Origin of the sequence: Agarivorans litoreus (assembly GCF_019649015.1) — a bacterium.
Classification (GTDB): Bacteria; Pseudomonadota; Gammaproteobacteria; order Enterobacterales; family Celerinatantimonadaceae; genus Agarivorans; species Agarivorans litoreus.
The window spans coordinates 3,159,991-3,173,447 of sequence record NZ_BLPI01000001.1 but is presented as its reverse complement, the minus strand read 5'-3'; the positions used below and the strand labels follow the sequence as shown (position 1 = coordinate 3,173,447).

11 protein-coding genes are annotated in these 13,457 nt (G+C 44.7%); 2 read left to right on the top strand and 9 right to left on the bottom strand.

What is annotated here, in order from left to right:
- Nucleotides 1–36: 36 nt before the first annotated feature.
- The 9 genes from add to K5L93_RS14540 form a co-directional block, all read right to left on the bottom strand.
- Nucleotides 37–1,035 (bottom strand): adenosine deaminase, encoded by a 999-nt coding sequence (add, locus tag K5L93_RS14580; protein WP_220720490.1) that lies wholly within the window; start codon nt 1,033–1,035, stop codon nt 37–39.
- 428 nt (nt 1,036–1,463) lie between these two features.
- Complete coding sequence (locus K5L93_RS14575) at nt 1,464–2,027, bottom strand: DUF4136 domain-containing protein (RefSeq protein ID WP_220720489.1); 564 nt, start codon at nt 2,025–2,027, stop codon at nt 1,464–1,466.
- A 99-nt stretch (nt 2,028–2,126) separates the two neighbouring features.
- Complete coding sequence (locus tag K5L93_RS14570; protein WP_220720488.1) at nt 2,127–2,744, bottom strand: hypothetical protein; 618 nt, start codon at nt 2,742–2,744, stop codon at nt 2,127–2,129.
- 242 nt (nt 2,745–2,986) lie between these two features.
- Entirely contained in the window at nt 2,987–4,876 is a 1,890-nt protein-coding gene (locus K5L93_RS14565) for a transglutaminase TgpA family protein (RefSeq protein WP_246615120.1), read from the bottom strand.
- Entirely contained in the window at nt 4,869–5,846 is a 978-nt protein-coding gene (locus K5L93_RS14560; RefSeq protein WP_220720486.1) for a DUF58 domain-containing protein, read from the bottom strand. Before K5L93_RS14560 ends, K5L93_RS14565 begins: the two co-directional genes overlap by 8 nt.
- 2 nt (nt 5,847–5,848) lie before the next feature.
- Nucleotides 5,849–6,760 (bottom strand): AAA family ATPase, encoded by a 912-nt coding sequence (locus K5L93_RS14555; protein ID WP_220720485.1) that lies wholly within the window; start codon nt 6,758–6,760, stop codon nt 5,849–5,851.
- A 249-nt stretch (nt 6,761–7,009) separates the two neighbouring features.
- On the bottom strand, nt 7,010–7,267 hold the full coding sequence (locus tag K5L93_RS14550) for a CBU_0592 family membrane protein (RefSeq protein ID WP_220720484.1): 258 nt from the start codon (nt 7,265–7,267) through the stop codon (nt 7,010–7,012).
- A gap of 196 nt (nt 7,268–7,463) precedes the next feature.
- Nucleotides 7,464–8,357: a nucleotidyltransferase domain-containing protein gene (locus K5L93_RS14545; protein WP_246615058.1), complete on the bottom strand. Its 894-nt coding sequence runs from the start codon at nt 8,355–8,357 to the stop codon at nt 7,464–7,466.
- Between the two features lie 96 nt (nt 8,358–8,453).
- The gene (locus K5L93_RS14540) at nt 8,454–8,714 is read right to left on the bottom strand and encodes a DUF2960 domain-containing protein (RefSeq protein WP_373869978.1); all 261 of its coding nucleotides are present in this window, start codon (nt 8,712–8,714) and stop codon (nt 8,454–8,456) included.
- 389 nt (nt 8,715–9,103) lie between these two features.
- Here K5L93_RS14540 and K5L93_RS14535 point away from each other — a divergent pair, with 389 nt between their 5' ends.
- Complete coding sequence (locus K5L93_RS14535) at nt 9,104–10,231, top strand: efflux RND transporter periplasmic adaptor subunit (protein WP_220720483.1); 1,128 nt, start codon at nt 9,104–9,106, stop codon at nt 10,229–10,231.
- A 14-nt stretch (nt 10,232–10,245) separates the two neighbouring features.
- Nucleotides 10,246–13,398 carry an efflux RND transporter permease subunit gene (locus K5L93_RS14530; protein WP_220720482.1) on the top strand — a complete coding sequence of 1,051 codons (3,153 nt, stop codon included), beginning with the start codon at nt 10,246–10,248 and terminating at the stop codon, nt 13,396–13,398.
- The last annotated feature ends 59 nt before the right edge of the window (nt 13,399–13,457 follow it).

Below are 13,457 nucleotides of genomic sequence, written 5' to 3'. Positions count from 1 at the left end.
AGCCCGTGCTAATGCATGGGCTTTTGCTTTGTTCCTTTAGCGTTTTGAGGCTTTTTCCCGCAAGGCCTGACGCGCACTTTCACTAATAAAGGCCATTTTTAAACCGTTGCTTTGCAGTTTGGCGATCTGTTCATCTCCAAAGCCCAACTGCTCGCGTGCAATGCGGTATTCGTCGGGTAAATCAATCGCCGATACGCCTGGATCGTCGGTATTTAAGCTAGCTCGAATACCGTGTTCTAAAAAGCGTTTTAGTGGATGCTGGCTTAAGTCTGGCGTGGTATTGGTTTGGAAATTAGATGATAAGCAAGACTCCACACCAATCTTATGTTTTGCTACATAGTCCATTAGTTTTGGATCGTCGGCAATCTTAACCCCATGACCAATGCGGGTTGCACCTAGTTCGCGAATAGCTTGCCACACACTCTCGGGACCAGCGGCTTCACCAGCATGCACCGTAATAGCAAAACCGGCATCTCGAGCACGTGAAAACTGCTCCACAAATAAATTACCCGGATGACCTAACTCGTCACCCGCCAAATCTACCGCTACAATCTGATCGCGAAACGCCATACAAGCAGCTAACTCATCGCTACAACTTTGCTGACCAAAAGTGCGGCTCATGATGCCAATTAAGTTTACTTGCACATCATGCTTTTGCATGCCACGGCGCACACCTTCGATAACCGCTTCAACCACCCCTTCTGGGTTCAGATTATGGCTCATCGCCATATAGCCTGGGCTAAAACGTAATTCGGCATAGTCGATCTGCGCTTTTACTAAATCTTCAACGTTTTCTTCAGCCACCCGCGCACAAGCATCGTAATCACCTAATACATTGACTCCCCAATCTAACTTAGACAGGAAGGCCACCAAGTTAGGCTCTTGCTTGGTAATTTGCACATGGGGGATTAATTCTTGTAGCGAGTTAGCAGGCAAACTTACGTTAAACTTCCGACCCAATTCCAAAATGGTTTCTGCGCGAATGGTGCCATCTAAGTGGCGGTGTAAATCGGTAATTGGGTATTGTTTTAACATTAAGATCCCTACATCGTTTTAATATTTTATTTGTGACCTCAGTGTAGTCAGCACAAAGTAGCAAGCCAAATTAGATTAGCCTAAATAAGGGCTTATTTTTCAATAAGTTTAAGGCTTAACTTAATCCTAGCCGAATGTGTTGAAATTTCATTTAATAGAGTGTTTTTTCTTAGCTGCTTTTTACGCTTAACCTGGAGTTAACTCCAAGAGTTACACTCAGCCGAAGATGACTTTTTAGTTAAGCCCAATAAGAAGGTTTTAAAGAGTCAGCATTACATTGGCAGGTGTAGGTAACACTAGACATCTCCCGTATAGGTTTAGGCGGCGGTGGCCGCTAGGCGAGCGATTAATAGTAACCAGTAGACCCTTACTCATTATCGCTCTCCTTAGGCTAACAAACTAAAATGCTAAAGCTCAATGATGAAGTTTTAGCGCCTAGGAATGTATTGTAACAATCCCTCAATGGCTGATTCTATACGCTGTTTTCGTTCACTAAGCGGGACTTTAATAGGTGCCATACCTTGGCCTAATACCCGCCAAAATGGACTCGTATCTTCGGTTTGAAATAAGGCAACCATAATTGAGCCTTTTTGGTAGAGCTTAGGATCTAACGAGTTACTGGACATACCCGCCATCATACCCGCTCGCTCCAATATCTGTTGGTCACTCATCTGAGACTCTAGCGCTGCAGCCACACCAATTAAAAAATCAGGTTGTTGCTCTAATGAAACTTGCGTATAGCCTTTCTCAGTCATGACTTTGGTTATACTTTTTCGTAATTCGGTTAACAGTAATGCCTCATCTTCGGCTTTATCAAGGTAAGTTTTACCCACACTAGGGTGCCAAGCATACCGGCCACTCGAGCTTTCTAAAGACTCGGTATCTCCGGTTACAACAGTGACAAAACGGGTTTTAGGGGCTTCAGCTTGCTCTGCAGAAACACAAGCAAACAACAATGGTAAAAATAAAAAAAGCAGCATTTTCAAACGCATATTTCAGTTACCTAAATACGAATCAAAAAACTCACCCTAACATAAAAATAACAGCATGTTGCGCTATTCTTTTATCCACCTTGACCTTGATAAGCATAACTATGCCAATTGATACTGATACAAAAACACATTGCTAGTTGATGCTTTAAAACCCATCTTCACTAAATACTGTTGATGGCTAGGCACCGAGGTATAGCTAATTAGCAGAGTTACGCCTAAGGCCCTAAATAAGCCTGAGCGATGGTAAAGATAATCGCCGGTTTTAAAATCTCGATAAGCAGGAAAAACATAGTCGAGCTTTATCTCAAACTCTTCGTTCTGCTGTTTACCAACCAAAATACCAGCAGGCTCGCTGTTACGCATAAGCATGTAGCAGCCTTGCTCAAGCAAACTATTTGTTGAAAACTGCGGAAAATACTTTTCAATATCTTGCTGATAGTGCTTAATCCAAAAATGAAGTAGCGAGCTGCTCGCGCCTACTTTTACTAAATGGAATTGGTGCTTGCTACGGTAAATTCCCAGTAGGTAGTAGATATTGGCAAACACAATGAACAAATTAAGCAAGGCTACCGGCATAGCCCCAATAATAAAACCGTAGATAGAAAAGAGAGCAGCACCAACCATATTTAACCAGCGCAACTTTACAATTGAATTCATGGTTAACGAAATGGCCACCACTACCGACGCCAAATAACCAAACCACTCGAACCAATCCATATTCATCTCCTTTTGCCTACTTTTTAGTGTCGCTCACTCTACGAGCAGCGATGCTAATAATCTGGTTAGCTCACACAAATTGACAAATAAATTAGGTGTTTTTTTGGAAATTCACTTTATTTGTTGAAGAGCATTCATTGACGAATACTGATAAGTAGACAACAAGCGGAGAATCGTAATAATCGAAAAACTTAAAACGAGTCACCATAACTAGCCGCTCGTTTATAGTTTAAATTAGCGCCTTAAGGCTGATAACGCTTTAGATTATAATTATTTATGGCTTGCTCAAGTGCCGATGCTCGTTGCGGAGCTTGCTGCTCTACACGCTTTAAGAAGTGATTAAAACTTTCCCCTCTAGCACGCACCACACCGCGCCTCGCCAATAACCAACACTGCCATTTAAGCGAGACAACTTGTTTATTGGGCAGACGCCACTGCCAAGGTTTAGCCATAAGCAAAACAGTGGCAAGTAAACCCAGCAACATCATCCCAGCGGTTAACATTAATAAAGAGCTGCCCGGCAGCCAAGCCAGCAATTGAGAGAACAAACTTAACTGACGTTTATGGTCAAAGTTAAGTACCCATTTAGCCCACCAATAATCGGCTTGGGCAAGCCATAAGCGCAGTTGGTTAAAGCCTTGGGTGTACCAAATTTTTTGCCCCCAACCGCTAATGCTTTGCCACTGCTGAGCGGTAGCTTGGCTTTGCTGTAGATTGTTTTCTACCCGGTCAGGGGCGATCCAAGCAGTGGGATCAAGCCGCACCCAGCCTTGGCCATCCCAATACTCCATCCAAGCATGAGCATCGTAGTTACGCACCGCCAGTAAGCTGTCTTGTTGCTCCCACTCTCCACCTAAAAAGCCCGTTACCATACGAGCAGGGATCCCCTGTAAACGCGCCAGTATCACCACGCTTTGCGCATAATGAACACAAAAACCGCTTTGCTGATCTAATAAAAAACGCTCGACGCCTAACAGCCCTGGGTAAGCCGGCGGACTGAGGGTATAACTAAACTGCTGACTTAAGAACCACTGCTGCACCCGTGTCATCACTTGCTTTGGGTAATCAGGTGCTCGAGGGCTTAAGCCAGAACCCAAATACTCACTAAGCTCGCTAACTTTGGGTGTGATGTTTAGCGGTAAACGGGTGAGAAAGTGCAAATAAGCCGGTGGAACCGCGCTGCTGGTAGGCGGCTCTAATTGACTAAAATTGAGAATTTGTCGTGGAAAGCTCTCACCTTCGCGCTGCCAGCTACCATCGGCCACGTAGTTAGCGCCACCACCACGAACTTGGCTAGGATTTAAGGTGGCTAACCACGCTTGGCTGGCGGGTTCTAACAACAGTTGATACTGGTTAATCGCACTTGAGCTATCGGGAGCTTGTTTTTGTTGGGCTATCTGGCTGCGGGTCCATTGCTCACCATCAAATTCGTCTAAAACCATGGCTCGCCAATACAGCTCATCAGGTTCTGGCGCGCGACTAAACTCCGCCCGAAACACTAACTTATCTGAGCGAATCAATTGGCTGATATCGCCAGGGCGAACCACATCAGACAAACCGGTTTGCGCGCTGCTCGGAGTAGGCATTTTCCACAAAGGCGCTAAACGTGGTGCAACAATAAATAGCGCGATAGCTAAGGGAGCAATTGCCAATAACCATAAACCCAACCGCTTAGCCCAGTTAAAGCTTATTTTCACATCTAAGCTAAGCAACAGTAGCAAGTGTAAAAACGCCACTATTGCAGCCAATAATGCAGCTAAAGGCTGGCTTGAAAAAACCAATGAAAATGCCACCAAAAATAAACCTGTAAGGCTAAACATCTCCACATCACGCCGCTTATGCAGCTCAATATACTTTAAGCTGTAACCAAGCATTACCAGGCTCACTAGCTTATCAAACAGCTCAAAGGAGCGCGCTAACCACAGCACCAGCGCAATAAATAGCACTAAGCTTAGTTTTACCCAACGCGGCTTAGGTAATGTAGCTAAGCCTTGCATCACCCGCAAACGCCACCAACCTGCTGCTAAGCCTACGAGCACTAACAGCCAAGGCACTTGTTGCAGCAATAACAAGGCAGTTGCCGAATAACACAACAACGACATGCGAATATGCGAACTGTTGAGACTATTCATCACTGCTCGGCGCCTCCGCAAGTAATCTTAAACCCGCTTTTAGTTGCTGTTGACCACTGCCGCTGGCCAGTTGCTTTGCACCAACTTGTAAGCTAAAACTCTGTTGTTGCTGCGCCAACTGACGCAACCAAAAAGCCAGTACCGAAAGAGTTTGTTCATAATTCAAACCGCTGTGCCTGCGATCACTAAGGTGTAAATCAATACTAGGGTTGCCAGTAAATGCCTTAGTCTGTAAGCCACGACCCGCAGCAAACTGCTTCCAAGCCAATAAGCTTTTTCGCTCGCCGCTACGATAAGCCTTAAGGCCCGAAAACTCACTTTGCAACTGGCTATCACTAGCCGCACGCTCAACATCATGAGCTTCTACCCACTCTTGAGAAGGGCAAGCAAAACCGGCCAGCGGTGCAGGATAAGCGAGTAATTCACAATTAAAATCAGCCACAGTCCAACATCTAAATAAACCCAGAGGAAAGATACTAGAGAGACTTATCCGAGGCAGTAGTTGACGCCCACGTTGCTTTACTTCCAAATCTAACGCCAACTGACCATCGAGTTGTTGATAAGCTTGCTTACAGGGCCAGTTCTTTATTTCTGCGGCTAAAGCATGAGGCTGTTTGTTGTTAACTATGTTAAGTAATAAACGCAGCGGCTTGTCACATTGCCCTTCTGGCCGCTGCAATAAACTCACGATATTTCCCGACATGTTTTGATGGCATAACACCAAGCACACTAACCAAAGCGCCAACAACCATAGGCCCAAGGCAATAATTAAGTTATTTTGATAATTACTGCCCATCATCAACATCACCACTAAGGCGATTAAAAAGCCCCAACCAAAGCGAGTGGGCAGAATAAACAGATTTTTGCGAGTTAAACGTAAACTACTACTGCTAGGCACGCGTTTCGCTAGCCAAGCAGCGCTCCGAACACCTTTCCATTGTTTAAACGCCTCTAGCAGTGTGAACTTCATATCTAGGTTAAATCGCTGTAAGGGTCTACTTCAGCCAAAATTTGTTTGGCATAGGCTTCACCACTATCTCCTCGCCCTAAACGGTGAGCACTCACCGCACTAAACACCGCTTGTACATCCTCTGGAGAAACGTGCTGATTATGATGAACAAATGCCCACGCCTTGGCGCAAGCAAGTAGGGTTAAGCTGCAACGTGGCGACAAAGGACTAGCCCCTTCCAGTACCCGACTACAGTGCACCAAACGCAATAAATAATCTAACAAGGCATCGCTGCAATGCAGCGCATTCACTTGCTGTTGCAACTCCAACAGTTGCTCTACCGAAAGTGCTGCTAAAGATTGCGAGGCCTGACTACCTCGTTTAAGCATTGCCATCTCAGACTGTAAATCAGGAAAACCAATACTTAAACGCATAGCGAAGCGGTCAAGCTGAGACTCGGGTAAGTCGAAGGTACCAAGCTGCTCGCGCGGGTTTTGAGTGGCAATAACAAAGAACGGAGCCTCAAGAGGATAACTTGCTCCGTCGGTACTCACTTGCTGCTCTTCCATCGCTTCCAATAGCGCACTTTGAGTGCGAGGGCTTGCACGGTTCAATTCATCTGCCAATACTAAATGATGAAAAATAGGCCCAGGATGAAACTTAAACTGCTGAGTCGGCGGTTCAAATACCGACACGCCGATAATATCAGCTGGCAATAAATCGCTAGTAAATTGAATACGCTGAAAACTTAAACCAAAACCAGCAGCAAGCCATTTAGCTAAACTGGTTTTCCCAGCACCCGGCAAATCTTCAATCAACAAATGGCCAGAGGCTAGCAAACAACTCAAAGCCAAACGCACCGCTTGGGGCTTGCCCAGCAATTGTCGCTCAAGGTAGTCACAAATAGGTGCAAGTTGAGGATGTATCTGATTCATATAAGTAAACAGCTAGGTTTGAATGCTTTAAGCATACAAAGCTTTTAGCCATTTGGGCAGCCAAAGTGGTCAAACTTGTCGCGATTAACCAAAACTTGTTGCGAGGGTCTTAACCAAAACGCTTGGCTTAAAGGGTAACAGAATAATGTAAGAAAGGAGAAATTAGGCCTTAGCCATTTGTTAAGAACTATCACCATCGAATAAAGGCGATAGCTCTTAAAATTATCGCGAAGTCATTTTAAATTATGCTTAAGCGACAGCAGGTTCTCGTTTGAAGTACTTAACAATACCTACCACTGATGCACCAATCCAGAATAGCTCAATAACAAAGCTAGCTAGATTAAAATTAATGCACAAACTAATTAGCAGTAAAATAGCACCGCTTAAGTTCATTAGGTTATAGGCAAGTTGCTTGGGATTTAAACGCTCTAACTGTAAAAGAAAAAACGAACCTACCACTAAGGCAGTACCAAGTAGTCCAACGATATCGGCAAATATACTTTGCATAAAATTCTCATTAACAAGCAAAAATGTTCGTCCAAATTGCTGGCCCAATCCTTGGGGTGGACGCTCTCAACTGTTTAACAGCACTCCATGAGACAGCTTGTTAGTGGCATATAAAAATGCGGGTGTAATTTATCAAATAAAAACCGCCTGTGCATGAATATTTTTAAGCGAATCATTAAAAACAACATAATGCAGGTTAACCATCTGAATAGCTGGATCTTTTAGTCAAACTCTGCGATTTTTCAGTATTACTCAGGTCCGTTTTACTGCGGCTTTTCGGCCACGCTAGCGATGTTTGAGTAGTTACCACTTGCTGCAAGTTTTCACTTAGCAAACTCACTGTATCTAATAAGCTGTCTGCTGCTTGCCCCACTTCAGCCAGCAAACGTTCAACATTTTCAGCTAGCTGGTCTGGACAAATATTGCAGTGCAGTTCAGCATACTCAAGCATACGCTTCTCTCCAGGGTGCGGCAGCCCATTAATAGCAAACAGAATGTCGAAATAGCTGGCTAAAAACTCTGCACAGCGGTGATTTAAGCTAACCCGGTCTTGGCGTTTTAAAGCCTTAGCTAATTGAAAGTAGTAAGCGGGCATTTGCTGCATAAGTAAAGGCGCATTTTTATTTACGATTGCTTGTTGCAGAGCCCTGGGATAAGCCACATCAAAACGTTGCTGTAAGCGCTTGGCTTCACCGTTAGCATCATAAAGGATTTTTGAGTCGAGCAAGTTTGCCCAAAAGCAGGTACTGTAACCCACCTTGGCTTGATGGCGCTCCACTAAGTTATGCAGCTCATTTTCCAAGAAGGAAAAGTCTCGATAGATGAGTTCAATCTCTATTCCGTCGAGCAATACACCATCGTCTTCGGTTTCCCAAAACTGATTATTTAACTCAAGATACTGGCAATGCTTTGCCACTAGCTTTTGACGTGTTTTAGCCGCCAAGGGGGCGTTTAAATAAACATACACATCGTAGTCAGAATAGCTATCAGCAAGGCCGCTCGCGCGTGAGCCCGCGAGTAAAATGGCATCAACTTGTGCAAGCGCTGAGAGCTCATCAACTAACGCTAAGAAGTGGATAGATTCAGACATATTTAACATTCCCTGTTGTTTATCAAGCTAGCTTAATAAAAAACCTTGTTAAATATAGGGGCACTTTATAGAAAAGCGCTTTCAAGCACTAAATCACTATTTGGCTTCTTTCTCTTCGTCTTTTAAAAAGCGAATATCGCTAAAGCCCAAACGCTGGAACTCTTTTGCTCGGTATTCTTTCAAGGTAGCCTTGTCTCTAGTAGACATAGCCAACTGTTTCTCCATAGCTAAAAATGAAGAAATATCAACACCTTCAGCTGCCGCTACTGCTTCATGTACATCATGATATTTATCAAAAGAAAAATTTATGACCTTGGTTTGACGTTTATATTTGTATGTCACTTGGCGTGCCATCATGCCCTCTACGCGCTCTAAAATTTGGCTAGATAATAGCGTAAAGCCACACCCCATGCAGAGCTTTATCCTATTCACCTACAAGTATTCGATAAAATACTTATAGCTAAGCCGCTGTCATGGGTTGATTTACAAAACAACTGATCAACAAAAAATCAATAACAGTAAGAAATACCGAAGCTAACCCTCGGTATTTCTGAGGCTACCTTTGGTGTATATAGGTGTATATTTAGCCCCTATTTATTTTTAGTAAACACTAAAAATAAAGGCGTCAGAAAGGCGTTTCGCAAGGATCGCGTTCTAGTTAGCATCCGCCAACTATATCAATGCAGGGAGCTCTTAGCTCTTTCGGCAACTTGTTCCGCACCATTGTATAGTTTGAGGATTGTTTCATGTTTTCCACCCATCTTCGTATGCTTGCGACTGCCGCAGCATTAGTTTTGCTCAGTGCGTGCAACTCATCTAACGAGTCTGCTGCTCAGGCCCCTGCCAGTCTAGTGAATACTGAATTGGCACAAAAACTTCAATACGCGCCTTCACAACAATTTGTTGGCCGTATCGAGGCCTATCAAGATGTTGATATTCGTGCGCAGGTAAGCGGCTATTTAGTAAAGCGTCACTTTGAAGATGGCCAGATGGTAAAACGCGGACAGCTACTCTATGAGATTGACCCAACCCGCTATCAAGCTGCTGTTGCACAAGCCAAAGCCTCACTAGCAAAAGCTAAAGCAGCTCTAACCAATGCGGAAATAAACTGGCAGCGTGGCAAACGTTTATTGCCAGAAAAAAATATAAGTCGCTCAGAGTTCGATCGCTTAACCGCAGAAAAGCTATCTAGCGAAGCGCAATTAGAGGCAGCTGAAGCTTTGCTTAGCGCCAGTCTTGTAGATTTAAAACACACCCGTATTGTGGCGCCTTTTAATGGGCGAATTGGCCAAAGTGAAGTAAGTACCGGTGACTTAATCACTATGACTAGTGGCGCGCTAACCAACCTAGTGAGTTTAAACCCAATTCGCGCGAGCTTTCGGGTATCAGAGCGTGAACGTTTGGCTATGGGGCTTGATCATGTGGACGCTCACTCGAGTGCACAAACCGAGGCCACTATTGTTGATTTAGTAATTAGCGACAACCGTAAGTATCCCAATCCAGGTCGTTTAGATTTCATCGACAACCGAATCGATTTACAAACTGGTACTATTAACATCAGCGCCCAATTTGACAATCCGCAACAGCAACTGTTGCCTGGTCAGTATGTTGAAATTGGACTTACCAGCACCGAATTGGTTGAGGCAACGGTAATCCCTCGTAGAGCGGTACAAAGTGACCTAGAAGGTGAATATGTAATGCTTGTAGGTGCCGACAATAAAGCTGAACGCCGCAATGTAACCATCGGCCCAGTACTAGAGCAAGGCGTGGTTATCCATCAAGGTTTACAAGGTGACGAGCAGGTCATCACTGCAGGCTTACAACGTGTACGCCATGGTCACCCAGTACAAGTTGTTGAAAAGCAGCAAGGATAAGGTAATTAGTCACTATGCTTAGTCGCTTTTTTATTCAAAGGCCAAAGTTTGCTTTGGTTATTTCAATTTTATTGTCATTGGCTGGGGCGATTGCCCTAATGGTACTGCCGGTGGCTGAATACCCACAAATAAGCCCGCCCTCGGTAAGTGTTTCGGCTTATTACACGGGTGCAAGCGCCGAGACCGTAGAAGAAGCCGTTGCCGAAGTGATTGAAAGCTCGGTGAACGGCGTGGAAGACATGTTATACATGAATTCCAAAAGCGCTAACGATGGCTCGTATTCATTGACCGTGACTTTTGATATCGGCACCGATCCCGATATGGCACAAATTAATGTGCAAAACCGGGTTACTCAAATTGAATCTAAGTTGCCGCCAGAAGTGCGCCAAGTGGGTGTAACTGTACGTAAACGTTCACCAGACTTATTAATGGTGCTTAACTTTTACTCTCCAGACGGGCACTACGACGATACCTTCTTAAATAACTACGTCACACTAAACATTGAAGACCAATTAGCGCGAGTGAAAGGCATTAGTGATGTACGGGTAATCAGCTCGGCTGAATACTCGATGCGGGTTTGGTTAGATCCACTCAAGCTTGCCAACCTTAACTTAACCACCAGTGATATTCGCGCCAGTCTAGCCGAGCAAAACGTACAAGTTGCGGTAGGTTCTATTGGTGCACCGCCCTACCAAGCCAACAACGATGTACAGTTTAGTTTGCTAACCAAGGGCCGTTTAGACACGGTAGAAGACTTTGAAAATATTCTTCTTGTAGCTAATGCCGATGGCTCAAAAATATATTTGAAAGACGTAGCCCGGGTAGAGTTAGGCAAACGTGGTTATGCCGCCTTTGGCGAGTTTAGGGACCAGCCTTCGGTATCAGTGATTTTATCCTTGCAAACTGGCGCTAACGCTTTAGAAAGTGGCGAAGCAGTAATGGCTTTAATGGACCAGCTTAAAGCCAATATGCCAGAAAAAATGGATTACGAAATTGCCTACGACACCACCTTATTTGTGGAAGAGTCAGTCAAAGGTGTAATTAAAACCCTTATTGAAGCGATTTTGCTGGTAATTTTGGTAACTTACCTGTTCTTGGGTAGCTGGCGCTCTACGTTGATTCCAGTGGTCGCTATTCCGGTATCACTGATTGGCACCTTTGCCATTATGTTGGCAACCGGCTTTACCATTAACACCATTACCTTATTTGGTTTAATTTTGGCCATTGGTATTGTAGTGGATGACGCGATTCTGGTGATTGAAAACGTCGACAGTAAACTATCAGCGCATCCAGAACTCACTCCACGTCAAGCCACCTTAAAAGCCATGCGTGAAGTAACCGGACCGATTATATCTTCAACCTTGGTACTGCTGGCAGTGTTCTTACCGGTTGCCATGCTTCCGGGGATTACCGGGGTAATGTATCGTCAATTTGCTATTACCATTTGTATCTCGGTGGTCATATCGTCAATCAACGCCTTGACTTTGTCACCTGCTATATGTTCGCTGGTTTTAAAACGTGGTAAACAAAAACAAGCACGTTGGTTTGCTCTATTTAACCGGGGTTTAGTGGCAGTGACGACCCGCTACGGACAAGCCGCTGGAATGCTGGTTAGGCGCAGCGCAGCCTTAGTAGTATTTTTCTGCTTGGCTATTGCAGCTGTAGCGTGGATGAACCACAACACCTCTAAAGCCTTCGTTCCGCAAGAAGATAAAGGCGTGTTGCTAGTTAACGTACAGCTGCCAGACTCTGCTTCATTAAGCCGCACAGCAGAAGTATCTCAACGTCTAAATGACATTATTCTTGAAGAGCCCGGCGTAGAGGCTGTAAGTTTAGCGAACGGCTATGGCTTATTAGCTGGAGCGATTCAGTCAAATGCAGCCACCATGTTTGTAAAGTTAAAACACTGGGACGAACGCAACGCTCTAGAGGGCGATCATAGCTCTTTTGCGATTAGTCAGCGTATTAATCAACAGGCTTACGGGCGAATTCAAGATGCAATGATTTTTGCGTTTGGCCCCCCCGCAGTCCCTGGCATGGGCACCGCTTCAGGTTTTGAGTTTGTGCTTCAAGATGGCTTAGGTCGCTCGCGCAGTGATCTTGCCCAAGTGATGCAAGATATCACTATTAAAGCCAATGCAGCACCAGAAATTGGCAGCGCTTTTAGTACATTTCGAGCCGATGTACCGCACTATTACGTAGATATTGATCGTAGCAAAGCCAAACAATTAGGCGTGCCATTGGGAGATTTGTTCACAACCTTGCAAGCCAACCTAGGCTCGTTATATGTGAACGACTTTACCCTATATGGTAAAAACTTCCGAGTCACTATGCAGGCTGAAGATGAATACCGTAGTCGCCTAGATAATCTTGGTCAATTTCATGTTCGTAGCATGAGCGGCGACATGGTGCCATTAAGCACTTTAGTCAGTATTGAACAGCAATTTGCACCCGATGTAGCATGGCGCTATAACTTATACCGCAGCGCGGTACTACAAGGACAACCAGCTCCGGGCTACTCCTCGGGCGATGCCATTGCAGCAATGGAGCGAATAGCCGCTGAAGAGCTGCCAAACGGCTATCAATATGAATGGACCGGTATGGCCTACCAGGAAATTGAGGCCGGTAACCTAGCCGTTTTTGCTTTTGCCCTCGCGTTGCTATTTATCTATTTGTTTATGGTGGCGCAATACGAAAGCTGGACGATACCTTTAGCGATTATCTTAGTAGTACCAGTAGCCACTTTAGGCTCATTTGTAGCGCTAGCAATTGCCGGATTGCCAATGAACCTGTACGCACAAATTGGCCTAGTACTGCTGATTGCACTAGCCGCCAAAAATGCCATTTTGATTGTTGAGTTTGCTCGTATGCAACGTGAAGACAACAATATGCCCATCAACCAAGCTGCGGTAACTGGTGGCACCCTGCGTTTCAGGGCCGTGAACATGACTTCTTGGTCGTTTATCTTTGGCATGATCCCGCTGGTGTTAGCCAATGGCGCCGGTCATATTAGCCAAAACTCATTAGGTATATCCTTGGTTGGAGGTTTGCTTTGTGTGTTATTGGTGGGTACCTTCTTAATTCCTGGATTTTACGCCATGATTCAGCGCCGTAGAGAAATTCACCATGGTGGTTCAACTAAGTTAGAGGAAATAGAAGAGCCATAGTCAAACTCTAATTTTAGCATTAATAAGCAAGCCTCAGGGCTTGCTTATTTATTGGCAAT